The sequence below is a fragment of the Collinsella aerofaciens genome (assembly GCF_041537385.1).
GTDB classification, from domain to species: domain Bacteria; phylum Actinomycetota; class Coriobacteriia; order Coriobacteriales; family Coriobacteriaceae; genus Collinsella; species Collinsella aerofaciens_BV.
The window spans coordinates 1-25,669 of sequence record NZ_JBGORS010000004.1; the positions used below are offsets into that span (position 1 = coordinate 1).

Consider the following 25,669-nt stretch of genomic DNA (forward strand, 5'->3'; position numbering starts at 1 on the left):
CGAAGCCTTGTGGGACGTCAATTCCACTCTTCACAAGTCCTACACAACATATCGCTTTCTATAGCTAATAGAAAGACTGGTGCGGATCTTCCGCACGTATCAGATGATGACCCTTTGGTTCAGGAATATATAGAGATCGGTCACCTGTAAGTGTCTATCTACCCGCGCTTTTAGCAATGTAAACCGCGCTTCAGATAAAAAGAGGGAGCGCCGCGCACAACGCGACACTCCCCTAGCGATTCAAGAGAATCTATTAGGCTTCGAGAGCCTTCTTGGCGATGGTAGCCAGCTCGTTGAAGGACTCGATGTCCTCGTAAGCCATCTGAGCCAGGACCTTGCGGTCGAGCTCGATGCCGGCAACCTTCAGGCCGTGCATGAACTGAGAGTAAGAAATATCGTTCAGGCGAGCAGCAGCGTTGATACGAGTGATCCAGAGAGAACGAATCTCGCGCTTCTTGTTGCGGCGATCACGATACTGATACTGCAGGGAGTGCTGGACCTGCTCTTTAGCATGCTTGTAAGTACGCGAAGCGGCACCGTAGTAACCCTTCGCACGGTGCATAACGGTACGGCGCTTCTTCTTGGCGGCAACAGCGCGCTTAATACGTGCCATGTTCTATCAACTCCTAGATGGTAAAACGAAAACGGGAACGCGAACTTAGGCGAGACGCGACTTGATGACCTTGCGGTCGGCAGCGGCGATCTCGGTCTCCTGACGGAAGCCACGCTTACGCTTGGTGGACTTCTTGCTCAGGATGTGGCTCTTGAAAGCCTTGGCGCGCATAAGCTTGCCGGTACCAGTCTTGCGGAAACGCTTCTTGGTGCCGCTGTGGGACTTCATCTTAGGCATGAAATACTCCTTAATCGGTTACAGAACACTAGTTACTTGCTATCGCTTGCCGCTTTATCCTCATCGAAGGCGCCCTTAATCGGGGCGAGCAGCATAAGCATGTTACGGCCTTCCATCTTAGGCTTGGACTCGACCGTAGCGTAAGGCTTGAGATCCTCGGCGAGACGCTCGAGAACGTTAAGGCCCTGCTCCGGGTGAGCCATCTCACGGCCGCGGAACATGATGGTGATCTTAACGCGTGCGCCCTTCTTGAGGAAGCGCAGAACGTGACCCTTCTTGGTCTCGTAGTCGCCAACGTCGATCTTGGGTCGGAACTTCATTTCCTTGACCTCGACCTTGGACTGGTTCTTACGAGCAGCCTTGGCCTTCATGGCCTGCTGGTACTTGAACTTACCGTAGTCCATGACCTTGCAGACCGGCGGCTCCGCGTTGGGAGCGATCTCGACTAGGTCGAGACCCTGATCGTCGGCGACGCGCTGGGCATCGCGGATGGCGAACAGGCCGAGCTGAGAGCCATCGACGCCAATCAAACGACACGAAGATGCAGTGATCTCGTCGTTGATGCGGGTGTCATCAGACTTAGCTATTTTCCCTACCTCCATTCATAAAAAAATAACCCGGCGCTTCTCAGCAACCAGGTCGTACACATAGACTTCCTCGATTTGAGGAAGGGAATCTAAGTTGTATGACCAGTCAGCTGCTCATTGGCGCCAAAAGGTGGGAACCCTCAGGTTCCTCTTTAGGGCATTGCGGGAACAACGCCTTGCGAATAATAACACGTACAGCACGTTATCACATTACGTACACGAAAAAGGGGCCGCAACCCCCTTGAACGCTCGCTTGCATGAATGGTGCCCGAGGCGAGACTCGAAGGGCCTTCGCTTCGCGAAGTCCCGGGCTTCGGGCGCGTGGCGCCCTCGCCACGCTCCGCTACAAACAGGCCACAGGCCTGTTTGCTTAACGCTCCGCGCGCTCACGCGAGTTCGGCACGAAAAAGGGGGCCTTGACCCCCTTGAACGCTCACTTGCATGTATGGTGCCCGAGGCGAGACTCGAACTCGCACGTTGTTGCCAACGGTGGATTTTGAGTCCACTGCGTCTGCCAATTCCGCCACTCGGGCACGCAATGCGTGAGTTAGTTTATCACAGCTTTCTACCGATTAGTCCGAAAATGGAACTTCGAGCATTTCGATGAGTTCGACCGTGCGGAGCATCTCGCGCCGACGGCATCCGCGACCGTCAACCGAAGCCTCACCCATCTGGTTATCGTAAGGGTCCTCGCGCATGCCGTCGAAAGAGGGCTCAAACTCTGCCTGGAATCGATTGTTGGCCACCATACGCCACGGGTCGAGATTGCCAAAGTAGTGACGGCGGCGCCACTCCTCCCCCATCCTGCGAGCAGAAGATCCAAATGACACGTCGGCGTTGAGCCAACCGGTCTGCGGCGTATAGAACTCTGCCCAGTCGTGCGACCCCACCGAATCGGGCGCAACATACAGGCCGCTCTGCCAACGGGCAGGCACGCCCGCGATACGGCACATGGTGATAAACGTGAGCGCCATAACGCCGCAATCGCCGCGGAGCGAATGCGCGCAGTCATCGGCAATAGATCCCAAAAGCAAGTACGGCGGCTGATAGCGATAGTCGATATGCTGCGTCAGGTAATCATAGATAGCACGGGCGCGATCGAGTGGATCCTCGAGCCCGTCAATGACACAGGCTGTCAGCTGCTGTAGATACGGCGTGAATGCAATGTGCGGACGGTCCTCGGACATATCCTCGGGCAGAGGCGCGTCCATACGCGGGTGAACCGGAAGTGTGCCACCGTAGACATCACAATAAGCAGCATCGATGTGATAACGATAGGTCACCGAAAATAAGTGCTCGCTCGAGGAAGACCACGAGGCGGTACGCGCCGAAGCATTCGCGGGGGCAACAGCACCCTCCGGCGTCATATCGAGAACCTCGATATGAGACTGTTGACGACAGGCGGCGGCAACGGGTAGCCACGCGCGAACAGTCTCTCCATCTAGAGCGCCGGGGACAGACACGGACGCTTTAAGCGTAATGACGCGAGCCAATCCGTTTTGTGACTCCATCTCCTTGAGCATCTCGTTGCGCAGTGCTATTCCGTCCGTAGAATCGGGCCGCATGCCGGGAACCTCTTTGGGATATACGCGAAGCGAATCGAGGAAGTTGTCGAGAACGAACAGTTCGCCATCGATAAAGCGCCAGTCAATACGCTTACGATTAATCAGGTCATCAAACTGCTCTTCGGTAAACTCTGGCCACTCCACGCGAATCATCGCAATAGCCTGGTCGCGCGACACCGAAAAATGAAGCGGCGTCTCGAGCATGCGATACCGCTCGGCACGAACACAAGCAGCCAGCGAAGGCTCGGGGTTCCGCTCCAAAAGGCGATCGCAGGCAGCAACAGCCTGCGTCAAATACCCCGCATCCTTAAGACGAAGAATCTCGGGCGGCAGTCCAACATCGAGATGACGAAAGTCATCACAGCAAACATCAACAGAGCAACCAACAGGACCCTCGTCAATAACCTTCCCATCCGAAGGCAGCACATTAATAACAGCCATACCAAAACTCCAAGTCACTAGAACGCTTGAAGCCCATTGTAGCGAGATAAAAAGAAAGCCCCAACAAGGGAGCCATCAACACCGCTGAACGGTAGTCAAATAAATAATTCAGCCTCGTAACCCTGCGGCGTTAAACGAAGGAAGCCCCGTCCCCCGGAGCTGTTTTCTTGGCGCGACTTCTGGCAAAGCCAGGTGAGCGCAAAGGAAACAGTGTAGGGGGACGGGGCTTCCGGCGGGAAGTTTAGCGACGCTTACGCCTTGTTGACGGAGCCAAACTCCTCCATGAGCTCCTTGGTGCGGGCGACGATGTTGTCGCGACCAGGCTTGAGGAGCTTGCGGGGGTCAAAGCCCTTGCCCTGCTGATCCTTGCCAGCCTCGATGTACTCGCGGACGCCCTTGGCGAAGACGAGCTGCAGGTCGGTGTTGACGTTGATCTTGGAGATGCCCAGGGAGATGGCCTTCTTGATCTGATCCTCGGGGATGCCGGTGCCACCGTGCAGGACGAGGGGCAGGTCGCCGGTCTGGGCCTTGATCTCGCCCAGGCGCTCGAAGGAAAGGCCAGCCCAGTCGGCGGGGTACACGCCATGGATGTTGCCGATGCCGCAGGCGAGGAAGTCGACGCCCAGGTCAGCGATCTGCTTGCACTCAGCAGGATCAGCGAGCTCGCCGCTGGAGGTCACGCCGTCCTCGGTGCCGCCGATGCCGCCGACCTCGGCCTCGATGGACATGCCCTTGGAGTGGGCAAGCTCAACGAGCTCCTTGGTGCGGTCGAGGTTAAGCTGGAAGGTCTCCTCGTGAGAGCCGTCATACATGATGGACGTGAAGCCGGCCTCGATGCACTTAAAGCAGTCCTCGTAAGAACCGTGATCGAGGTGAAGGGCGACGGGAACGGTAACGCCCGTGGCCTCGACGGCAGCCTTGACCATGTCGGCGCAGACCTTGAAACCGCCCATCCACTTAGCGGCACCAGCGGTGCACTGAAGGATCAGCGGAGACTTGGCCTCCTCGGCGGCCTGGAGAATAGCCAGGGTCCACTCGAGGTTGTTGGTGTTGAAGGCACCAAGACCGTACTTGCCGGCCTCGGCCTTCTTGAGCATGTCTGCTGCGTTGACGAGCATAAAAGAAACCTCCTGTAAGGTTGCTCCGATAACGCCTGAGATTTTACCACGGCGCACCCGAGCATAAACGTTCGTTTGTTCACGAATATCGTCCAAACAGACTTTTTTGACCGTTTGCCCTACGGAATCGACCCGTTAGGGAAAAATAGCTTGACGTTTGGGCACTTCTCGTGCTTCAAAAGCCGACTATTAAGCTAAATCTGCATGAAAGGGTTCTGCATGAGCTCGCGTGCCATGGTGGTCGAATCGCCATGGCCGGTTAGGCAAACGGTATCGGGCGGGAGAAGCCGTGCGAGTTTGGAGAGCGAGCGCAGAATTGCCGCCTCGTCTCCTCCAGAAAGATCGGTGCGGCCGTGCCCACCCGGAAACAGGGTGTCGCCCACAAAGGCAATGTTCCCCTGCTCGGTGGCAGCAAACAAGACGATCCCGCCCGGCGTATGCCCTGGCGCCTCGATCACCTGCAGGTAGATATCGCCCACCTCGATAGCATCTCCCTCGGCGAGCAGGCGAGTCGGCTCCCCGGGGTCAGGCGTCTCAATGCCCCACATAGCTCGCTGTTCCTCGATGTTCGCATGCGGCACCGCCACATCCTTAGCACACAGCTCATACTGGCAGCCCTCGCCAACGGTGGTTCGCACGCCTGCAACACCACCAACATGATCGGCATGGCCATGAGTGCATACGGCGCCAAACACGCGTACGCCGGGATGCTCGGCTCGGATATGCTCCATCAAGCGCTCTCCTTCCCATGCGGGGTCGATAATCACGCACTCATTGTCCGAAATAACAGCATAGCTATTGGTCTGAATGGGACCGTTTACGAGCGTCTCGATCTCGACCGATCCCTTGGGAGTTAAATCCAAGGACACAGCACTCATGTCCCTCTCCTCTCTATAGAACTCGAGGCATCAAACGATGCCTCGAGTGTAGCGAATATCGATAATGTGGCACGTTCGTCGTGACTAAACGCGGCGCTTAAGCTGGGCTCCACCCTCACCGGGCATCAGGCGGCGCGCGTCGTAGACCGAGTCAACGCTGCTGATGGAGGCCAGCAGCGGATCCAGACCACTCGCGTCCGAGATCTCGACCATAAAGCGCAGGGTTGCAATACCCTCGCGGTTGGTCGACGTGGCGGCAGAAAGGATATTGCCGCCCGCATCGCCAATGGCAATGGTGACATCCTTGAGAAGGCCCATGCGGTCCAGGCACTCGACCACGATCTCGACCTGGAAGAGGGTGTCGGCAGCGCCGTCCCACTCCACTTCGATCATGCGCTCGGGATGCTCCATAAGACCCTTGACGTTGGGACAGTTGGCGCGATGCACCGAAACGCCACGACCGCGCGTGATGAAGCCGACGATGTCGTCGCCCGTCACGGGGTTGCAGCAATGAGCCAGACGGACCAGTAGGCCGCTGTTGCTCTCGCCCTTGACGATAATGCCGTTACTGGCGCTCTTGCCGCGCTTTTGCGGCTTGCGGTTGGAGCCGCGAGCAGGCTGCTTCACGACCTCGGCGATAGCCTCGGCCTTGGTGAGCTGTTCCTCGGGCTTGGGGTCCAAGATTTGCTCGACCTTATTGCCCACAGCGCGCGGGGCAACCTTGCCGGCGCCGACGGCGGCAAACAGGTCCTCGAGCTGCTTGAAGTTAAACTGCTCCGCCACGGCGTTGAGCGCACGCGTCGAACGCGGCGTAGAAATGCCATAGCCACGCTTACGCAGGTCCTTGGCCAGCATATCGCGACCAGCAGCAGCGTCGTCGTCCTTGGTCGCAGCGGCAAAATAGCGGCGGATCTTTGACTTGGCGGAAGGTGTCTTAACGATCTTGAGCCAATCACGCGACGGCTTGGAACTCTTGTTAGTCAGAATCTCGACACGGTCACCCGTCTTAATCTCGTGCGTGAGCGGAGCCACCGCACCGTTGATTTTGGCGCCGACGCAATGGTTTCCCACCTCGGTGTGAACGGCGTAGGCAAAGTCGAGCGGCGTGGAGCCGGCACGAAGCGCCATGACCTCGCCCTTGGGCGTAAAGACAAAGATCTCCTGATCGAAGAGGTCGACCTTCAGCGAATGCAGGTATTCCTTGGCGTCGGTAATCTCATCAGACGCAGCCCAATCGAGCGAATGTTTGAGCCAGTTAATCTGGTCGTCCAGACGCTGCGCATCGTTGGTCTTGGAGGCAGACGATCCGCCCGACTTCTTATATAGCCAGTGGGCGGCAATGCCGTACTCGGCCTGCTCATGCATCTCGTAGGTTCGAATCTGAATCTCGAGCGGGCGAGCCGTGGGGCCGATGACCGTCGTGTGGAGCGACTGGTAGTTATTGACCTTGGGCATGGCGATATAGTCTTTAAAGCGGCCGGGCATGGGGTGCCACAGCGTGTGCACCGCGCCGAGCGTGGAGTAGCAATCGCGCACCGAATGCGTGATGACGCGCAGTGCCACCAGGTCGTAGATCTCGGAGAATTCCTTGCCCTTGCGCTTCATCTTTTGGTAGATGGACCAATAGTGCTTGGAACGGCCGTTGATCTGGAAGTCTTCCAGGCCAATACGGTTGAGCTCGTCGGTGAGCGTCTTGATGGTCTCGGCCAGATAGCGCTCACGGACCTCGCGCGACTCCGCCACCATGCGTGCGATGCGCTGGTAGGCATCGGGCTCCAGGTAGAAGAAGGACAGGTCCTCGAGCTCCCATTTAATGGAGCTCATGCCCAGACGGTCGGCCAGGGGCGCGTACACGTCCATGGTCTCGCGAGCCTTAAACAGGCGACGGTCCTCACGCAGAGCGGCAAGGGTGCGCATGTTGTGCAGACGATCGGCAAGCTTAACGATAATGACGCGGATGTCCTTGGACATGGCGAGGAACATCTTGCGCAGCGTGAGGGCCTGCTTCTCGTCCATGCTGTCGACTTCGATGTTGGTGAGCTTGGTCACGCCATCGACGAGCTCGGCCACCGTATCGCCAAACAGGCCGGAAACATCGGCAAGCGAGGTCTCGGTATCCTCGACGGTATCGTGCAGCAGCGCGGCGCACACCACGTCACAGTCCATCTTGAGATCGGCCAAAATGATGGCCACCTCGACGGGATGGTTGATGTACATCTCACCCGAGCGGCGCTTTTGGTTGCAGTGCTTCTCGGCAGCAAAGCAATAGGCCTGCTCCACCTTAGAAAAGTCGTCCTCATTCATATATTTGAGGCACAGGCGCTCCAGTTTGTCGTAGCTGTCCGCCATAATCTCGGGCGGCAGCTCATCGGCATGCTTATAGTGCTCCATCTCCGAGAACGGCTGGAGGGTGGAATCATGGGCGGTACGGGCTGCGGCATCCATCGAGGTCCCCTTCCCCTAGGCCCGCGGTACGATCGGGCGGTTAACTTTGGCTAGCATATCAGAAGCGCACGAATCGAGCGCCCAACTCCGGAAAGCCGAGAACTCCATGCGCGAGCGCAAGCCCTCCAAATAGCGAATTGACCTGCTCAATTGCACACGGCCGGGGTTTTCGGCCATCGCGATGCGACGGGTGTCGTCAAACCCCGAAACGCGACAGAAACCAAGCTCTTCGAAGATTCCCAGGCCACTTTCCACCGAGCGCTCGTCGACCGGCGTGCGAGCATCGATGGCAAGGCACATCTGCGCGATGTCGATATCGCTTGCGCAGAATGAATCATCCCCGGTCTTACCGCGGTTGGAGCGCCACATGGTCTGCAACGCACGATAGAGTGTGACGAGTTCGTCGCGCTCGGGTGCGTAGCAGTCGAGCAGGCGCTCGTTGATGCGGGCGTCGCGCGACGAATAGAGCAGGTGGATCACGGCGGGCTGTCCGTCACGACCGGCACGCCCGCTCATCTGGTTGAACTCAATGGCGCCAAACGGCATGTGGTACAGCACGACATGGCGGATATCGGGCAGATTGACACCCTCGCCAAAGGCAGAGGTCGAGACGATGCAGCTGAGGCTTCCGTCTCGGAATGCTTCCTCCACGCGGCGGCGATCGGAGCGCGCAAGCCCCGCGTTATAGAACGCGATATGGGTTGCGCAATCGGGCACACGCTTGCGCAACGTCTTGGCGAGCGCCACGGACTGGTCGCGCGAATTGACGTAAATGACGGTCTTCTCCCCCGTCGCCACGATCGACACCAAACGGTTCTCGCGGCTCGCAAGGTCGCGGTCGTCCTCGAGCTGCAGGTTCTCGCGCACCGTCTCGTCGACCACCGTGCGAGTAATCGGCAGCATGCGGGCAAGCTCGGCCACGACCGGAGCCGTCGCGGTGGCCGTCGCAGCCATAACAACCGGGTCGCCCAGGGCTTTGAGGATATCGGGCATGTCGAGATAGGCGCTGCGGTCGCCGCCCTTGGCAAGGCCGGCGTGGTGCGCCTCATCGATAACGACAAAGCCGATGCGGCCCGAACGCGCGAAGCGGTCACGGTGGATAGATAGGAACTCGGGCGTCGTGAGCACGATACCGGTGCGGCCCGAAGCTAGGCCGGCGAACACATCATCGCGTGCGGCCTCCACGGTCTCGCCGGTCAGCACGCCAACGCCAATGCCAAGCGCTGCCATCGTCGACGAGAGGTGATAGGCCTGGTCGGCAACAAGCGCGCGCAGCGGATAGACAAAGATGCTCGCACGTCCGCGAAGGACAGCCTCGCGCGCAGCATGTACATGGAAGATGAGAGACTTGCCGCGGCCCGTTCCCATAACGGCCAAGACGCTCTGGTGGTCGGCCAAGGCATCGAGCGCCTCAACCTGCGCGCGGTGCGGCTGGTTCGATCCGATAAAGCTATGGATAAGCGAGCGCGTGAGCTCGGTATAGGAAAGCTGGGCGAGCGTCTCGCGCTTACGCGACTCCAGGCGCAGGCCGGAATCCGCCGGCTGCACGCCACGACGAAGCTCGCATGCCGGATCATCGACGCTGGGCAGCGTGGTATCGCGAACCAGAACATCCTTGATCATGAGCTTGGGCTTCACACGCCCCTGCCAATGCTCGGCAACGGCCTCGAACACCAAGTCGACAGCGCTATCGCAGTTGATGAGCTTATCGATTTGCGGCACGCGGAACATAATGGCCGGCACACTCGCGGCGCCATCGGTCGCCACAAAGCGCATGTGCTCGCCGGTTTTGCCCACCACGGCGCGGTCGCACATCGTCACGCCCTCGGCAGCCAGCAGCGGCACCTTGTTGCCCTGGCCAAACGGCTCAAGACGGGAGATCTGCTCGATGGTCTCGATATTCAGCTCGGAAAGGTCGACGGTGGCGGCGACCTCGTCGGTGTCTTCAAAGTCCTCGGCGGAAAGCTCCGATAGCACGGCGGAAAGGCGGCGGCGGAACTCATCGAGCTTGGATGCCTCGATGGTCACACCCACCGCACCGGCATGTCCGCCGCGACGAATCAGCAGGTCGGAACAACGCTCGACGGCGTCAAACAGGTTAACTTTGCCCACCGAGCGACCAGAGCCGCGCGCGATACCGTCCTCGATCGAGAACAGCAGCGCCGGCACGTGATAGCGATTGGTCAAGCGGCTCGCCACGATGCCTTTGACGCCCTCGTGCCAGCCCTCGCCGCCCACGACGATTGCGCGCCCGCCGTCATAAGTCTCCTCGACCTTCGCCATGGCATCGCGCGTGAGCTCCGCCTCGATCTCACGGCGTTGGCGATTGATTTCCTCGAGCTCGGCTGCCAGTGCACTTGCTTCGATAGGATCACGGGCAAGCAGCAGGTCGAGCGCCAGCTTGGGATCAGCCATGCGGCCGGCAGCATTCAGACGAGGGATGAGCGAAAACGACAGGCCGTCGGCCGTAATGGTAGAAAGGTCGGCCTTGGCAAGTGCGGCAAGCGCGATATAGCCGGGACGGGCCGTCACGCGCATCTGCTGGATGCCCTCGGCGACCAGTGCGCGATTCTCGGGCGTGAGCGGCATCATGTCGGACACGGTGCCCAGCGCCGCGACCTCGATCAGCGAACGCCAATACGACGGCTTGCCCAAACGCTCGCCCAGGACCTGCACCAGCTTGAGTGCCACGCCGGCACCGGCAAGCTCGCGCGAGGGGCCCTCGTCCTCGAGCTTGGGGTCGGTCAGGGGCACGCCCTGCGGCACCTGGTCGGAGGGCTCGTGATGGTCCGTGACCACCAAATCGATCCCCAGGCTCTCCAGATAGGAGACTTCTTCCTTGGCGGCAATACCGTTATCGACGGTCACGATCAGCTGAGGGCGAGCGAGCTCGTTAACGCGGTCGAGCGCCGCGCGCGAAAGACCGTAGCCCTCGTCAAAGCGATGCGGAATAAACGGCGTGACATCGGCGCCAAACGTGCGCAGTGCCTCGGTCAACAGGCAGGTCGACGTAATACCGTCAACGTCAAAATCGCCAAAGACCGCAATGTGCTCGTGGTTGCAAATAGCACGCTCGACGCGGTCGGCAACGACCGACATGCCCGGGATAATGAGTGGGTCGGCCCAGTCGCGATCGAGCGAAGGCGTCAAAAACAGCTGACCTTCTTCGATGGATGTAATGCCGTGCGCGACCATAATACGCGCCACCAGCCCGGGAATGCCCAGGCCAGCCGAAAGCTCCTTTTCGAGCTCGGGGTTTTGCTGAGCGACCGCCCAGCGATGCGTCGTCTTAAGCGATGACATAGGCGCCCACCCCCGATAGGGGCAGGTCGCCGCGATACCTCTCACGGTTCATAGCGATGAGTCCTCTGTGTATGCCCGCTTCGGCAGGCAGATCTGTTGAACGGATTTATTATACCGTGCAGAGCAGACGCAAATCGCCGCAGCACGCCGCGGTTTCGGTAAACGATGACGGTAATAGCCTCGAAATATTCGAGCGTTTCTGACGCACGGACGCATGCGAGCGTCTAGCATATCCATTCAAAACGGGTTCACGGGCAAAGGGAGTCACAAGCGCATATGAAGCAATGGGTTGGACTGGGCAAGTTTCTCGCGGGGCACATGCAGGTCATCGTTCCGATTTGCGTGGCACTCGGCGTGCTCTTTCCCCAACAGATTGGCGTACTCAAGCCCATCGTTCCCACCTTGTTTGCCTTTATGACGTTTCAGGGTGCGCTCAGCAACACCTTTCACCAGGTAACCGAGGTGTTCCGCCGTCCGTTGCACCTAGTCTTGGCGCTGCTCGTCTCGGCGGTGCTTATTCCCATCGCGGCGTATGCCATGGGGTCACTCTTCTTTGGCTCCAACCCCAACCTTGTCTGCGGCATTGTGCTCGAATACAGCGTGCCCGTGGCCGTCACCGCTTTTATGTGGATCAGCATGTTCGGCGGCAACGGCCCGCTCGCGCTCACCATCATCCTGACGTCCTCGGTCATCTCACCTGTGACGATTCCGCTTACGCTCAAGCTCCTGCTGGGCGCCACCGTCTCGATCGACGTGCCGAGCATGATGCAGAACATGGCCTTTATGATCGCCATCCCCGCTGTGCTCGGTATTGCCATCAATGAACTCACGCGCGGCTGGGGCCACGAGAAACTCTCTCCCGTGCTCTCGCCCGCCTGCAAGTTCATGATGATGGGCGTCATCGCGTCCAACTCCACCGCTATGAGCGAGTACGTGCTGCACATAAACGCGGTGCGCCTGGAAGTCGCCCTCTTTATTTTGGTCTTCGCCATCAGCGGCTTTGTCGTCGGTTTTCTGGTCGCACGTGCGCTGCATCTGCCATATAGCGAGACGACTACCATGTGCTTTACCTGCGGCATGCGCAACATCTCTTCGGGTGCCGTCATCGCCACGCAGTACTTTCCGGGCGAGGTCGTGTTCCCCGTCATGTGCGGCACGCTGTTTCAGCAGGTGCTGGCCTCGATTATCGGGCATCTCTTTGAGTGCCTAACCTGCGAGGAGCGCACCAAACAGCGCAAGCGGGTCGAAGCCGGCCGCGACGCCATGGCGCGCTAGGCTGTCCGCATTACGCGGGTGTTAGTCTTGCTATACGAGCGTTTCCAGATGCGCACGCAGACGCTCAGCATCGATATCGAGCGTCGTCTCGGCATTGACTTGGGCCAAACGATAGCCGACAAAGTAGGGCGAAACCACCCAACGCGGCAGCGCCTTGGCAATGGTCCGACCGCCCAGGTGATAGAAGAACAAGTTGTACGACTCTGCGCGACCACCGTGGTGCTCGTTTAGGATATAGCGCAGAGCTACCTGGATCGCATCGGCAAAGAGATCCGCCTCGGCTTGGTCTCGTGCGTCATCGCTGGCGGCGATTCCCTGCGGGGCTGAAACGTTGATCTCAAAGAACCCCATGATCGGTTCGGTTGAGATATTGACCGAGATTCTCCCCTGTTGCCAGACATTGATGCCTTCGAAATTGGCAGAAGTCAGCGAAGTGTAGCCGTCTTCCTGCTCCAAACCCACAATCTGCATGTGCGGATGAACGAGACTACCGCCCGAGAGCGGACCCTTGTTCTTGTACATGAGAACGCTGCGATACTGCTGTGAATCGATCATCTGCTGCCAGCAACCCAGGGCAAACCGCATCACATGGTGGAGTTCATCCGGCTCATAGATCACCAGGTCGGCATCGTGATCGGCCGACTCGATCAGCACGGTTTGACGGGTGGCGCGCAGGGTCTTGAACTTATTCTCGAGCCAGATGCAGTCACCATCGCGCCGGATGATATCGGCAAGTTCCTCGGTATCGCAAAAGGGACACGCGGTGCCAGGGCGCCGGTTGTCGTCGGGCTTACCGTTCGCCTGCTGAACGTCAAATACCAGCGCCACGGGTTACGCCTCCAGCGGCACGATCTTGGTGCCATGGAGCTCGGAGACGCTCAATGCCGCCGCCACGGTATCGCGGTTGGCCGTAGAAATGCCGCCGCCGGGAAGGATGGTCAGGCGGTCGCCCGCATACTCGACAAGACGCGACAGGTGCTCCAGGTTGTCCTCGATCGGCGTTCCGGCAGCACCACCATGCGTCAGGATGCGCGTGATGCCGCAGTCGGCGAGTGTGTCAATGGCGTCCAGCTGAGCCTCGGGCGAGAGCTGGTCAAAGGCCATGTGGAAGGTGATATCGATGGCCCCGCGCTTGCACTCCTCGGTCGCGCAGCCCGTAGCCATCACGAGGGCGCCGAGGGTGAGCTCGTCGAGCGCCCAGCCGCCGGCACAGGGCTTGCAGCAGCCAAAGACCAGGCCGTCAACGCCGGCGCTCACGGCAAGACCCAAGTCCATCTCCATCATGCGCAGCTCGTCCTGGTTGTAGTGAAAGTCACCGCCACGCGGGCGAATCATGCACATCACTCGCGCGTCATGCTCGTGAGCATAGCTGACCGTAGTGCTGATAACGCCGGCCGAGGGCGTGGTACCACCGACGGCAAGGTTGTCGCACAACTCGATGCGCTTAGCACCGGCATCGATAGCCGCCGGCACACGCTCAAAGTTCTCGGCACAAAACTCGTACAGCATAGATAGCCCCCAGGAGACATTTCGATTTCCACACGGCATTGTCGCACGTTAAATAGCAACCCGCACGATGGAACAAAACCTTGACAAGGAGTGTCCCAAAGTGCCGGCACATAAGGAACGTCCCCAGGTGCCACCTTGAGCGATGGGTACTCATTTAAGTACGTCCCCAATGAGTACCCGCAGGGGACAGACAGACCGGACTCCCTATACGACAACTGTTGACATCATATACTATGTGTCATATAGTAGGTGTTACACAGTATACTACGAAAGGAGGTGTGCGGATGGAGGCACAGATGAAGCGCGGCTTCCTCGAGGCCTGCGTGCTCGCGGCCGTCTCGGGCGAGGAATCCTACGGCTATCAGATCGTGAAGGACGTGCCCGCGAGTATGGGGCTCACGGAATCCACGCTCTATCCGTTGCTCAAGCGCCTGGAGAAGGCGGGCTGCATCACCGCGCGCTCCGCCGAGCACAACGGGCGGCTGCGGAGGTACTACCGCATCACGGACGCCGGGCGCGAGCGTATCGCCGAGTTCCTCGCCGAATGGCCATCCGTGCAGGAGATCTACCGTTACGTGGAGGGGGCGCACCATGACGCGCGATGAGTTCTTGAACCGGCTGGGCGAGCTTCTGGCCTGCCTGCCGGCAGATCAGGTAAAGGAAACGCAGGAGTTCTACGCGGAGGCCATCGCCGACCGTATGGAGGACGGCATGACGGAGGCCGAGGCTGTGGCCGCCATGGGCACGCCCGGTGAGGTCGCCGAGGCAACGCTCGACGAACTGCCCGCCGTGCCGCGCGCGATCGCGAGGACCAAGCGCAAGAGCACGGCACTTCTATGGGCGCTCGCCATCGTGGGCTCTCCGGTATGGATTCCGCTGCTGCTCGCGTTCGTCGCCGTTGCCGCTGCAGTCTACATCTGTATTTGGGTTCTTGCGCTCTGCGTGTGGATCGTGGCCGCGGCATTCGGGGGCGCGGGCCTGGTAGGGCTCCTGTTCGCCGTGGACGGCATCATTATCGGGCATGTTCCGTACGTTTTGGCCTCGATGGGAATGGGATTCGCTTCCATCGGTGTGGCGCTCCTCACGGGAGCCGGCGCCTGGACGGCGTCCAAGCAGATCGCGCGCCTCTCTGCCCTTTGGGCGAAGAAAGCCGTTTCGCCCTTCTGGAAAGATCGAGGCAATAAGAGCCGCATGGGCGCCGAAGCGGCGCCGCTCACGGCATAGGAAGGAGTGCAAACATGTCCAGCGTAAAAAGGATTTACCTTGCCGTAGCGGGTGGGCTTGTTGCCACGGGGCTCGTCCTGGCTGCTATCGGATTTGTGGCCTCCGGCTTTAACCTCGCTGTGCTCAACACGCAGATCGACCTGCGCGATGACACCATCATTCTGGGTGGTGTTGAAATAGACGACCCGACAGGGCTTCCACTCATCGAGCAGCTTGCCGAGGTCGGCGAGATCCATATTGGATCTGCAACGACTGGTTCGTCTTCTCCTCGCAAATGATCGAGCTCGTAGCAGCCGTCCCCCCCCTTCGGGCGCACCACGACGGGCATGAGCACGCCGCGCTCGGAGCCTTTTTGCGAGACCTTCCGTCACGCTCTTCCTGCGTGGTGAACCGGTCATCGACCGACGAGAGGCTGATGGGAATCTCTCGACTTCGGGCCAATCCCGCTCACCGATCTGGTCTTCCTTCGTGATGCGCACATAAGCGAGCAGACACCGCGCAGTGCTTCAGCGCGGCCGCACTTCCACGTCTATGACGGAGGTGCTCGGCGGCGTCTTGGCAATCCCCTTGTTTGCAGGCGTTAGCGCGTGGGGATCGCCCACTCGGGGGTCGAGGCCGCCGAGGACGGCGGCGAACCTCGCGGTGTCATTCGACATCGCGAGGTTCCCGGACCATGACCACCTGGCCTCGTACCGCGGCATAGCCCCAAGGGTGAGGAGCTTCGGCACGTCGATCAGGGCGCCCGCGCAGCGTCGGCCGGTCCGCCGTTCGGCAGAACGGCGGAAGTCCCTAGCCGCCCAGGTAAGCCTTGCGGACGTTGTCGTCGTGCAGGAGCTCTTGGCCGGTGCCGGTCATGGTAATCTTGCCGGTCTCGAGCACGTAGCCGCGTGTGGCGATGGAAAGAGCCATCTGTGCGTTTTGCTCGACCAGAAGCACCGTGGTGCCGGCCTTATGCAGATCCTCGACAATCTGGAAGATCTGCTCAATCAGAATCGGCGCCAGGCCCATGGAAGGCTCGTCGAGCATGAGCAGCTTGGGGTTACTCATAAGGGCGCGGCCCATAACGAGCATCTGCTGCTCGCCGCCCGAAAGGGTGCCGGCGACCTGGCGACGGCGCTCCTTCAGGCGCGGGAACTGCTCGTAGACGCGCTCAAGGCCCGGAGCCACCGTGGACTTGGGCTGCGTATAGGCGCCCATCTCCAGGTTCTCCTCAACCGTCATCTGCAAAAAGGCGCGACGTCCCTCGGGAACCTGAGCCAGTCCCTTACCAACCAGCTTATCAGCGGGCGTATGGGTAATGTCCTCGCCCATGAACTTGATGGAGCCGGTCTTGGAGCGCAGCAGGCCCGAGACGGTCTTGAGCGTTGTGGACTTGCCAGCGCCGTTCGCGCCGATCAGAGCCACGATCTCGCCCTCGTTAACGTTAAAGGAGATGTCCTTGATGGCGTGGATGGCGCCGTACCAGACGTTGATGTTGTAGACGGAAAGCATCGGCTCTGCCATTTAGTTCTCCCCCTTATCCTGCTTGCCCAGATATGCCTCGATAACGGCATCGTTGTTCTGGATCTCCTCGGCCGTACCCTTGGCGATAACCTGGCCAAAGTTAAGCACGCAGATGCCCTCGCAGATGTTCATAACGAGCGACATATCATGCTCGATAAGCATGATGGCGATGCCGAAGGTGTCGCGGATCTTGACAATGTTCTCCATGAGCTCCGCGGTCTCGGACGGGTTCATGCCGGCGGCAGGCTCGTCGAGCAACAGCAGCTTGGGGTTGGTGGCAAGCGCGCGGACGATCTCCAGACGACGCTGAGCGCCGTAAGGCAGCGAGCCGGCCTGTTCATTTGCCAGGTGCTCCATGTCAAAAATGGACAGCAGCTCCATGGCGCGCTCGTGGGCGGCCTTCTCGTGCTTCCAATACGTCGGCAGGCGCAGCACGCCCTCAAAGCCGGAGTAGCGCTCCTGATTGTGCAGACCGACCTTGACGTTATCCTCCACCGTCATGGTGTTGAACAGGCGAATGTTCTGGAATGTACGGGCAATACCCATGCGGTTGACCTGATAGACCGACTTGCCCGAGGTGTCCTCGCCGTCAAGCAGGATGGTACCATGCGTGGGCTGGTACACCTTGGTGAGCAGGTTGAAGACCGTGGTCTTGCCGGCACCGTTGGGGCCGATGAGACCGGCGATCTCGGTCTTGCCGATGGTTAGGCTAAAGTCGTCGACCGCCTTGAGGCCGCCAAACTCAATGCCCAGGTGGATGCACTCGAGCGCCGGGCGCTGGCCCAGGTCGCGGTCGGGGACAATGGCGCCAGAAGGATACGGGACCATCTTGCCCTTGTTGAACTCAAACTTACTGGGCATCGGCTGCCACCTCCTTCTTGGGAGCAAAGCGATCCTTAATGCGTGCGAAGAACGCCTTGAGCTGCGGGTTGTTGGTAAAGATCATGACCAGGATCAGCACGATGGCGTAGATGAGCATGCGGTAGTCCGAGAACTGACGGAGCAGCTCGGGAAGCACCGTGAGCAACGCCGCCGCGATGACGGAGCCGCGCATATTGCCCAGACCGCCCAGGACCACGAACACCAAGATGAGGATGGACGTATTGAAGTCGAACTTAGTGGCGGAGAGCTGCGAGAAGTTACCGCCGAAGAGGGCTCCGGCAGCACCGGCGAGAGCGGCGGAAACCACGAAGGCGATCATGCGGTACTGGGTGACGGAGATACCCACGGACTCGGCAGCGATCTTGTTGTCGCGCACGGCCATAATGGCACGGCCGGTACGGCTGCGGACCAGGTTGAGTACAATCACGAGCGCGACCATGACCAGGATGGCGCCGGCAAGGAAGGTCGAATAGGTCGACACGCCCGATGCGCCCTGCGCGCCCTTGATGATGGCGGTGCCGTCCTCGAGCAGGTGCAGGTCGTCGATCGTGGAGTTACCCGTGATGTTAAAGATCACATGCAGGCCGCGGGAGTCGACGCCCACGATAAGGCAGGTGACGATCTCTTTGATGATCTCGCCAAAAGCCAAGGTCACGATGGCCAGATAGTCGCCGCTCAGGCGCAGAACCGGGATACCGATCAAGAAGCCCAAGATGGCAGCGGCGATAGCGCCGACCACGATGCTGATGATCAGGCGCACCGGATCGGAGGGAACGGCGCTCTCGAGGGCGACCGCGGTGACGATGCCCGAGTAGGCACCGACACTCATAAAGCCCGCATGGCCCAGCGACAGGTCGCCCGCGATGCCGACGACGAGGTTGAGGGAAATGGCCATGACGATGTAGGCCGTAATGGGAACCAACTGGCCGGCGATCATGCGCGGGATCATATGGTTGGACTGCATAAAGAACACGATGGCGAAGGCCACGATGCACATGGCGTACGTGACAAAGTCGTGGCGCGTCTGCTTATCTTTAAGAAACTTCATAACGCTCACCTACACCTTCTCGGGGACGTACTTGCCCAAGAGGCCGGCAGGCTTGACGAGCAGGACGATGATCAAAACACCAAAGACGATAGAGTTGGCAAGGCTCGTGGAAATGTAAGCCTGCGCCATCGCCTCGATGATGCCGATGAGAATGCCGCCGACAAAGGCGCCGGGGATGGAGCCGATGCCGCCGAAAACGGCAGCGTCGAAGGCCTTGATGCCAGGCATGGCGCCCGTCGTGGGCTGCAACACCGGCGAGTAGGAGCACAGCAGCACGCCGGCGATGGCGGCAAGGGCAGAGCCGATGGCAAACGTCATCGAGATGGTGCGGTTGACGTTGATGCCCATGAGCTGAGCGGCGGCCTTGTCCTCGGACACGGCGCGCATGGCCTTGCCCATCTTGGTCTTACCCGTAAAGAACATCAGACCGGCCATGATAGCCAGGCAGGCGACGATGGTGACGAGCGAGACGGCGCTTACGTTGAACTTGGCCAAGAACTCCGGCACCGGGAAGGTGACGAGCGAAGTGAAGTTCTTGGGCGTGGCGCCCCACAGAAGCTGTGCGGCATTCTGTAGGAAGTAGGACACGCCGATAGCCGTGATCAGAACGGCCAGCGGGCCCGCCTGACGCAGCGGCTTGTATGCCAGACCCTCGATGAGAACACCAAGAACGGTACAGACCACACAAGAGAGAATTACAGATGCCCAGCCCGGGAGGCCGAGATACGACGTGGCGCAGAACGAAACATAGGCACCGACCATGATGACGTCGCCGTGAGCGAAGTTGAGCATCTTGGCGATACCGTAGACCATGGTGTAGCCCAACGCGATGATGGCGTAGACGCTGCCCATGGACAGGCCGTTGACCAGGTATTGGATAAAGACCGTCATGTTCCACATCCCCCTTTCGAATAGGTTTCCAGTTGATGTATGAAACAGGGACGTTACATCGTCCCTAGATACCAAGCAAGCAGGGAAGGCCAAAACCTCCCCTGCTTGGGATCAAAACCGCTCTATGTAAGGCGGCCTATTAGGCCTGTACGTACTTGCCGTCGGTGATGACGTACGCCGTGGGCTCCTTCTGGACCTGGCCCTTATCGTTCCAGGTGAGCTTGCCGGTCAGACCGTCAACAGTAATCTTGAGCATAGCCTTGGGCAGCTTCTCGGCGACCTCGGTCGGGTCGGCGTCGACACCAAGACCGGCCTCCTTGAGGGCCTCGGCCACCGCGTGCACGCCATCGTAGGCGTCGGCGGCAAACTGGTCGGGAGTATCGCCGTACTTATCCTTGTAAGCGTTGACGAAGTCGGCGTTCTTCTCGTCGTCGGCGGAGAACGGGGTCATGAGCAGCAGGCCCTCGGCAAGAGAGGTGTCGAAGCCCTCAACGCCCAAGATGCCGTCCATGCCGTCGCAGCCCATCATCTTGACGTCGTAGCCCATATCCTTGGCGTTCTTGAGCAGGACGGACGCCGGCGTGTAGTAAATCGGCGCAAAGATCATGGTGGCGCCGGCCTGCTTGGCCTTGGTCAGCTGGTTGGTAAAGCTCGTGGCGGAGTCGTCCTTAAAGGTCTCCTCGTCAACAACCTCGAGCTTGGACTCAGCGGCCTGGGCCTTAAAGGAATCCGCGATGCCCGAAGAATAGGCGTCGCCGGAGTTATAGAACAGCACGAACTTCTCGTCCGCATACTTCTGCGCCAGGAACTTGGCAGCGTTGACACCCTGGTTGGGGTCGGTGAAGCAAACCTGGAAGACGCAATCCTTGCCGTCGGTGACGTCCTCGGAGGACGCGGACGGGGTGATCATGAACGTCTTGGGGTCGTTACCACACTCGGCGGCAACGGCAACCGACGCACCCGTGGTGGTCGGGCCGACGAGGGCCTGCATGCCCCAGTCGAGCAGGGTGTTGAAGGCGTTGACGGCCTTCTCGCCATCGGCCTGGTCATCCTCGGCCTTGCTGGCAAGCGGCAGCTCCTTGGTCGAGAAATCCTTGCAGCCAAGCTCGACACCCTGGGTAACGGACTTGCCGTAAGACGCGTTGGCGCCGGTCAGCGGGCCGATGGTGCCAACTTTAAACGAAGCGTCGCTCGAAGCGGAACCGCTGTCGCCGCCGTTGGAGGAGCAACCAGCTAGAATGGACATCGCCCCCAGACCTGCTGCGCTCGCGATAACGCTCCTGCGATTCATAACAGGGTTCAATGACTTACCGGTGAGGCTCGACATGCGGCTCTCCTCTCAAATCTCGTCGGGTTTCGGTTACCCGACAGGCCATCCTTCGCCGTGTTCGGCGTTCGCAAAATACTAGACGCTTTAGTTAAGGAAAGTGGCGATTATTTCAACTTTTCTTTGGATTTGTTCATTTATCCATAATTCTGCGTATTTCTATTACTTTATGCAGTAATGCCACTTTATTGTGTGAAAGTAATGTTTCCGTTCTGTTACAGGCGTCCCTGCCCTGAATAAAACGGCCTCACTGGTCGCGCTTTATGCGCACTTAGGCGGCGATGTACTTGCCGCCCTGGATCACATAGGCTGTGGCGGGCTTTTCGACCTGGCCCTCGTCATTCCACGTCAGCTCGCCTGTCAGGCCCTCGATCTTGATCTTGCGCATGGCCTTGGCAAGGTCGCCGGCAATGTCGGCACCGTCGGCCGAAATGTCAATCCCCGCCCTATCGATAGCCTCGGCGATGGCGTGGACGCAATCGTAAGCGTCGGCGGCAAACTGGTTGGGCGTCTCGTCGTAGGCATCCTTATAGGCCTTGACGAAGTCGGCATTCTTCTCATCGTCGGCAGAGAACGGGGTCATGAGCAGTACGCCCTCGGCAAGAGAGGTATCGAAGCCTTCCACAGAGAGCAGGCCGTCCATGCCGTCGGTACCCATGAGCGTCATGTCGTAGCCCATGTCCTTGGCGTTCTTGAGCAAAACGGACGCCGGCGTGTAGTAGATCGGCGCAAAGATGAGCGTGGCGCCGGCCTCCTTGGCCTTGGTGAGCTGGTTGGTAAAGCTCGTGGAAGAGTCGTCCTTAAAGGTCTCGGTATCGACGATGTCGAGCTTGGACGCCTTGGCCTGCTCGGCAAAAGCGTCGGCAACGCCCGAGCTATACGTATCGCCGGAGTTGTAGAACAGGGCGATCTTGGCATCCGCGTACTTCTCGGCCAAGAACTTCGCGGCGCTGGCGCCCATGGTGGGATCGGTGAAGCAAACCTGGAAAACCGTGGTCTTGTCCTTGGTAACGTCGAGCGACGAGGCCGAAGGCGTGACCATGAGCATATCGTCGGCGATCTCGCCCGAGACGGCGACGGCGGCACCGGTGGTGACGGGGCCGACGAGCGCCTGCATGCCCCAGTCGCACAAGGTATTGAAGGCGTTGATGGCCTTCTCGCCGTCAGCGACGTCATCCTCGGACTTAAGCGAGAGTTTGAGGTCCTTGGTCGAAAAATCCTTGGCGGCGAGCTTGGCACCCTTCTCGGCCGAAACGCCATAGGTTGCCGCGGCGCCGGTCAGAGGGCCGATGACACCGATCTTGAAGGTCTTGCCATCATCGGCGGAGCCGCCGTCCGAGCCGCCCGACGAGCAACCAGCGAGTGCCGCGGTGCTACCGAGCACCGCGGCGCAAGCCAAGAAACTCCTGCGGTTAAGTACGTTGTTGACGCTAAACATGGTGTCCCCCTTTTCGCTGGCCGCGGTGCGGCCGTCTTGCGGTACAGGGCAAACCTTATGGTGCAAACGTTGACAGTTTGTTACGGAAGTTCGTTTGTAGCGAGCGTGTTTCCAATGTTTCCGCAGCGTTTCGGGGGTGGCGTTTTGTGCTGCTCCCGCTGCCAGGCAAGCACGCGCCCGCACTTCACGCTAGAATGCACTCAACCTTTAAGCGGTTAATCCATCCATAAGATGCACGAAGGAGCTATCTATGAGCGAACCCCTGCGCACCGTGAACGTCGGCCTCATCGGTCTGGGAACCGTCGGCGGCGGCGTGGCCCGTCTGATCAAGAGCCACCACGATGAGTACCTGGCCGCCTACGGCATCGACCTTAAGCTGACCCGCGCCTGCGCGCTTGCCTGGGAGCAGGCCGAAGCCGCCGGTATTGAGCGCGAGGCCTTTACGAGCGACTGGCACGACGTCGTCACCGACCCCGCCGTCGATATCGTCGTCGAGCTCATCGGCGGCGAGCACCCCGCGACCGAAATCTTCACCACCGCCTTCGAGAACGGCAAGCACGTCGTCTCTGCCAACAAGGCCCTGCTGGGCCGTCATGTCGAGACGCTCGCCGAGAAGGCGCGTGAGTGCGGCGTGCAGATTAAGTGCGAGGCCAGCTGCGGTGGCGGCATCCCCATCGTCAGCACGCTCGAGCACGACCTGGTGGGTAACAAGATCCTGACCATCGCCGGCATCCTCAACGGCACCACCAACTATATCCTGTCGCGCATGGACGCCGAGGGCGCCGATTACGCTGACGTGCTTGCCGACGCGCAGGCCAAGGGCTATGCCGAGGCCGACCCGTCCGCAGACGTCGACGGCTTCGACGCCGCCAGCAAGACGGCCATCCTCGCCTCCATCGGCTTTGGCACCCGCGTTACCACCGATGATGTGTACCAGCAGGGTATCCGCACCATCGGCGCCGAGGACATCGCCCAGGCCCGCGAGCTCGGCTACACCATTAAGCTGCTCGGCATCGCCCGCAACACCGACGCCGGCGTCGATGTTCGCGTGCATCCCACGCTCATCCCGGCAGACCATATGCTTGCCAAGGTCAACGGTGCCATGAACGCCGTCTACGTGGTAGGCGACGCCGTGGGCGAGACCATGTTCTACGGCGCGGGCGCAGGCTCCTTCCCCACCGCGAGCGCCGTCGTGGGCGATATCCTGTCGCTCTCCGAGCAGATCAGCCGTGGCGTGGCTCCGCTGCCCGAGATTGAGCCCTATGGCCACAACCTCACTTTTAAGCCCATGGACGAGCTCCAGACCAAGTACTATGTGCGTCTGAAGGTCGCCGACCGCGTGGGCGCCCTGTCCGAGACGGTCGACATCTTTGCCAAGCACAACATCTCGATCTCGCTCATCAACCAGGTCGAGGACGGCAAGTCGGGCGTCAGCGATGCCTGCTCGGTCATCTTCCTGACGCACCGCGCGCTCGAGAAGGACGTCCAGGCTGCCGCCGCCGAGCTTGCCAGCGTCGACTGCGTGGCCGAGGTCGCCAACGTCCTGCGTATCGAGGACGTCGAGGCCTGGACCGAAGGCGTTATGGCCAACTAGTCCACTACTTCGAACCTCAACGGAGCTCAACGCAAAAGGCGCGCTGCCTGCATCAACCGCAGGCAGCGCGCCTTGTTCTGTTTGTAAGGGAAACTGCGTCCCATAATTCCGACTCAGAATGGGATGCGCTTTCCGCAACGGGCCTCTCGCGGAAACCACATCCCGTTCCGAGCCTTCAAAGCGGGACGCGGCTTCCCCGAGAGAGTATCGACTACTTACCGTCGTCGTCCTCGGCTTCTTCTCTTGCATAGAGCTCCAGCATGCGGCGGCGGTATTCGCGTACAGCGAGCTTGGCGCGCTCCAGGCGGCGACGCTCGCGCTGGGTCAGCTCGGACGGGTCGACCTCGTCTCCATAGGTCTTATCGGCAAGCAGGTGCGCCGCGTCCACGATGCGGGCATCGATGTGGCCGCTCGCCGCCTCTGCAGAAAGACGCTCGGCAATCGTATCGAGCGTAGGCAGGCCCTCGAATACGCGACCATGGCCATGCGAAGTCAGCAGCTCATGCTCGCGCGCGAGCAAGCTCGCTAGGTCGTGGTGAGCGCGCAGGATGTCGAGCGCATCGGATGGATGCTCGGCAACCTCTGCCACGGCGGCGACCGGTGCGGCATCGACCACGCGGTAGAAGAGCTGCGCGAGCAATGGCATCAAGAACACCGTGATGGCGCCGGCGGCAACCATAACCGACGCGATGTCTTGCGACAGCGCACCCGCGTTGACGGCAACGCTCGTCACGGCAACGATGATCGGCAGCGCCGTGGTGCAGTAGAGCGCCACGGTGATGCGGCCATACGCCGAGACATCGCGCGTCGCAGGACAAATGCTCATAGAGATAAGAATGGGCACGGCACGAATAATCAACAACGCCACGATAAAGCCCGCGAGCAAGCCCGGGCGCGACACCACGGCCGTCAGGTCGATCTTTGCGCCCGATACGGTAAAGAACACCGGAATCAAAAAGCCGTAGGCCAGGCCGTCGAGCTTGGTCTCGAGCGTATGGTTGCCCTCGGGGATGATATAGCGCAGGACAAAGCCGGCGGCAAAAGAACCCAACACGATGTCGAGATCAAAGACGGCCGAGAACGCCACGAGCGTGACCAGGATGAGCACCGTCAGGCGCACGAAGGTCTGCGACGTGGTATCGGCACGTTCCTCGACAAACGCAAAGAAGCGGCTGCCGACGCGCTTGGAGCGGCTTGGAACCACGGCCAGCAACACGCAAACCACCGCAAACAAGCCAAGGATTACGAGCGTTTGGATGCCAGTGCGGGCAGACAGCAACACCGACATAGCAAGCACGGGTCCAAGTTCGCCCCAGGTGCCATACGCGAGAATCGAGTCGCCCACACGCGTGCCAGTGAGCGAGCGCTCACGCATGATGGGCACGAGTGTGCCGAGCGCCGTCGAAGTGAGGGCAAGCGTCACGGCGATACCGTCGAAATGACTGACCGAGAACCACGGGGTAAAGCGCACGGCAAGCCAGGCGATACCAAACGTGACGACCCACTCGCCAAGCCGTAGCGCCCCTCGACGCCCGTGATGCTCTTGGGATCGATCTCAAAGCCGGCAAGCAAGAACAAAAAGGCCAGACCGAGCTCGGACACAAGCGAGACCTCGGTATCTACATGGATGACGCCGAGCATATGAGGTCCCAGCACTGCGCCGAGCACGAGCAAAAAGACCGTCTCGGGAACGGGTTTTCCAGGAATCGCCGAGGCGATGAAGGGGCTTGCAAAGGCCACGAGCGCGATGATGGCGAGCGAAACGAATGCCATGTGATGCCTTTCTCTTGT

The 25,669-nt window shown here is 60.0% G+C and carries 23 protein-coding genes and 1 tRNA gene; 5 read left to right on the plus strand and 19 right to left on the minus strand.

Features of this window, described 5'->3' with window-relative positions; all coding sequences use genetic code 11:
• Nucleotides 1-253: 253 nt before the first annotated feature.
• From rplT to recJ, 9 genes are all read right to left on the minus strand, one after another.
• The gene (gene rplT / locus ACEG18_RS06525; RefSeq protein ID WP_006234421.1) at nt 254-613 is read right to left on the minus strand and encodes a 50S ribosomal protein L20; all 360 of its coding nucleotides are present in this window, start codon (nt 611-613) and stop codon (nt 254-256) included.
• 45 nt (nt 614-658) lie between these two features.
• Nucleotides 659-850, minus strand: a complete 192-nt coding sequence (rpmI, locus tag ACEG18_RS06530) for a 50S ribosomal protein L35 (RefSeq protein WP_006234422.1) — start codon at nt 848-850, stop codon at nt 659-661.
• A gap of 32 nt (nt 851-882) precedes the next feature.
• Complete coding sequence (gene infC / locus ACEG18_RS06535; protein WP_089573296.1) at nt 883-1,452, minus strand: translation initiation factor IF-3; 570 nt, start codon at nt 1,450-1,452, stop codon at nt 883-885.
• Nucleotides 1,453-1,883: 431 nt separating this feature from the next.
• Nucleotides 1,884-1,970: transfer RNA gene (locus ACEG18_RS06540), tRNA-Leu, on the minus strand.
• A 39-nt stretch (nt 1,971-2,009) separates the two neighbouring features.
• Entirely contained in the window at nt 2,010-3,443 is a 1,434-nt protein-coding gene (locus ACEG18_RS06545) for a transglutaminase-like domain-containing protein (protein WP_372541848.1), read from the minus strand.
• Nucleotides 3,444-3,694: 251 nt separating this feature from the next.
• Nucleotides 3,695-4,561: a class II fructose-1,6-bisphosphate aldolase gene (fba, locus tag ACEG18_RS06550; RefSeq protein ID WP_035137086.1), complete on the minus strand. Its 867-nt coding sequence runs from the start codon at nt 4,559-4,561 to the stop codon at nt 3,695-3,697.
• Nucleotides 4,562-4,755: 194 nt separating this feature from the next.
• Nucleotides 4,756-5,439 carry an MBL fold metallo-hydrolase gene (locus ACEG18_RS06555; protein WP_372541850.1) on the minus strand — a complete coding sequence of 228 codons (684 nt, stop codon included), beginning with the start codon at nt 5,437-5,439 and terminating at the stop codon, nt 4,756-4,758.
• An 84-nt stretch (nt 5,440-5,523) separates the two neighbouring features.
• Entirely contained in the window at nt 5,524-7,884 is a 2,361-nt protein-coding gene (locus ACEG18_RS06560) for a RelA/SpoT family protein (RefSeq protein WP_089573299.1), read from the minus strand.
• Nucleotides 7,885-7,899: 15 nt separating this feature from the next.
• Nucleotides 7,900-11,187, minus strand: coding sequence for a single-stranded-DNA-specific exonuclease RecJ (gene recJ, locus ACEG18_RS06565; protein WP_372541852.1), 3,288 nt, complete (start codon nt 11,185-11,187; stop codon nt 7,900-7,902).
• Nucleotides 11,188-11,463: 276 nt separating this feature from the next.
• Between recJ and ACEG18_RS06570 the strand changes: the two genes are divergently transcribed.
• Entirely contained in the window at nt 11,464-12,462 is a 999-nt protein-coding gene (locus ACEG18_RS06570) for a bile acid:sodium symporter family protein (protein ID WP_089573301.1), read from the plus strand.
• A 30-nt stretch (nt 12,463-12,492) separates the two neighbouring features.
• On the opposite strand, the gene ACEG18_RS06575 is transcribed toward ACEG18_RS06570, so the two are convergent.
• Nucleotides 12,493-13,290, minus strand: a complete 798-nt coding sequence (locus ACEG18_RS06575) for a DUF4931 domain-containing protein (RefSeq protein ID WP_089573302.1) — start codon at nt 13,288-13,290, stop codon at nt 12,493-12,495.
• A 3-nt stretch (nt 13,291-13,293) separates the two neighbouring features.
• Nucleotides 13,294-13,971, minus strand: coding sequence for a copper homeostasis protein CutC (locus ACEG18_RS06580; protein WP_089573303.1), 678 nt, complete (start codon nt 13,969-13,971; stop codon nt 13,294-13,296).
• Nucleotides 13,972-14,255: 284 nt separating this feature from the next.
• Here ACEG18_RS06580 and ACEG18_RS06585 point away from each other — a divergent pair, with 284 nt between their 5' ends.
• The 3 genes from ACEG18_RS06585 to ACEG18_RS06595 are packed head-to-tail and all read left to right on the plus strand — an operon-like array spanning nt 14,256 to nt 15,473.
• Complete coding sequence (locus ACEG18_RS06585; protein WP_187362357.1) at nt 14,256-14,576, plus strand: PadR family transcriptional regulator; 321 nt, start codon at nt 14,256-14,258, stop codon at nt 14,574-14,576.
• The gene (locus ACEG18_RS06590; RefSeq protein ID WP_117655177.1) at nt 14,563-15,195 is read left to right on the plus strand and encodes a DUF1700 domain-containing protein; all 633 of its coding nucleotides are present in this window, start codon (nt 14,563-14,565) and stop codon (nt 15,193-15,195) included. The genes ACEG18_RS06585 and ACEG18_RS06590 overlap by 14 nt, the downstream gene beginning before the upstream one ends.
• Nucleotides 15,196-15,209: 14 nt before the next feature.
• Nucleotides 15,210-15,473, plus strand: coding sequence for a hypothetical protein (locus ACEG18_RS06595; RefSeq protein ID WP_089573305.1), 264 nt, complete (start codon nt 15,210-15,212; stop codon nt 15,471-15,473).
• Between the two features lie 511 nt (nt 15,474-15,984).
• Here ACEG18_RS06595 and ACEG18_RS06600 read toward each other — a convergent pair.
• From ACEG18_RS06600 to ACEG18_RS06625, 6 genes are all read right to left on the minus strand, one after another.
• Nucleotides 15,985-16,698: an ABC transporter ATP-binding protein gene (locus ACEG18_RS06600; RefSeq protein WP_006234438.1), complete on the minus strand. Its 714-nt coding sequence runs from the start codon at nt 16,696-16,698 to the stop codon at nt 15,985-15,987.
• Nucleotides 16,699-17,559, minus strand: a complete 861-nt coding sequence (locus ACEG18_RS06605) for an ABC transporter ATP-binding protein (protein ID WP_372541855.1) — start codon at nt 17,557-17,559, stop codon at nt 16,699-16,701.
• Nucleotides 17,549-18,628, minus strand: a complete 1,080-nt coding sequence (locus tag ACEG18_RS06610) for a branched-chain amino acid ABC transporter permease (protein ID WP_372541856.1) — start codon at nt 18,626-18,628, stop codon at nt 17,549-17,551. Before ACEG18_RS06610 ends, ACEG18_RS06605 begins: the two co-directional genes overlap by 11 nt.
• Before the next feature lie 9 nt (nt 18,629-18,637).
• Entirely contained in the window at nt 18,638-19,519 is an 882-nt protein-coding gene (locus ACEG18_RS06615) for a branched-chain amino acid ABC transporter permease (RefSeq protein ID WP_372541858.1), read from the minus strand.
• Between the two features lie 139 nt (nt 19,520-19,658).
• Nucleotides 19,659-20,846, minus strand: coding sequence for an ABC transporter substrate-binding protein (locus tag ACEG18_RS06620; protein ID WP_372541860.1), 1,188 nt, complete (start codon nt 20,844-20,846; stop codon nt 19,659-19,661).
• Nucleotides 20,847-21,117: 271 nt separating this feature from the next.
• Nucleotides 21,118-22,284 (minus strand): ABC transporter substrate-binding protein, encoded by a 1,167-nt coding sequence (locus ACEG18_RS06625; RefSeq protein WP_372541862.1) that lies wholly within the window; start codon nt 22,282-22,284, stop codon nt 21,118-21,120.
• Between the two features lie 250 nt (nt 22,285-22,534).
• Here ACEG18_RS06625 and ACEG18_RS06630 point away from each other — a divergent pair, with 250 nt between their 5' ends.
• A complete protein-coding gene (locus tag ACEG18_RS06630) occupies nt 22,535-23,878 on the plus strand; it encodes a homoserine dehydrogenase (RefSeq protein WP_195644399.1) in 1,344 nt (447 codons plus the stop codon).
• A gap of 211 nt (nt 23,879-24,089) precedes the next feature.
• On the opposite strand, the gene ACEG18_RS06635 is transcribed toward ACEG18_RS06630, so the two are convergent.
• Together ACEG18_RS06635 and ACEG18_RS06640 are read right to left on the minus strand one after the other, a co-directional pair.
• Nucleotides 24,090-25,349 carry a cation:proton antiporter domain-containing protein gene (locus tag ACEG18_RS06635; protein WP_372541864.1) on the minus strand — a complete coding sequence of 420 codons (1,260 nt, stop codon included), beginning with the start codon at nt 25,347-25,349 and terminating at the stop codon, nt 24,090-24,092.
• Nucleotides 25,298-25,651 (minus strand): cation:proton antiporter domain-containing protein, encoded by a 354-nt coding sequence (locus tag ACEG18_RS06640; RefSeq protein WP_372541866.1) that lies wholly within the window; start codon nt 25,649-25,651, stop codon nt 25,298-25,300. Before ACEG18_RS06640 ends, ACEG18_RS06635 begins: the two co-directional genes overlap by 52 nt.
• Nucleotides 25,652-25,669 lie beyond the last annotated feature (18 nt).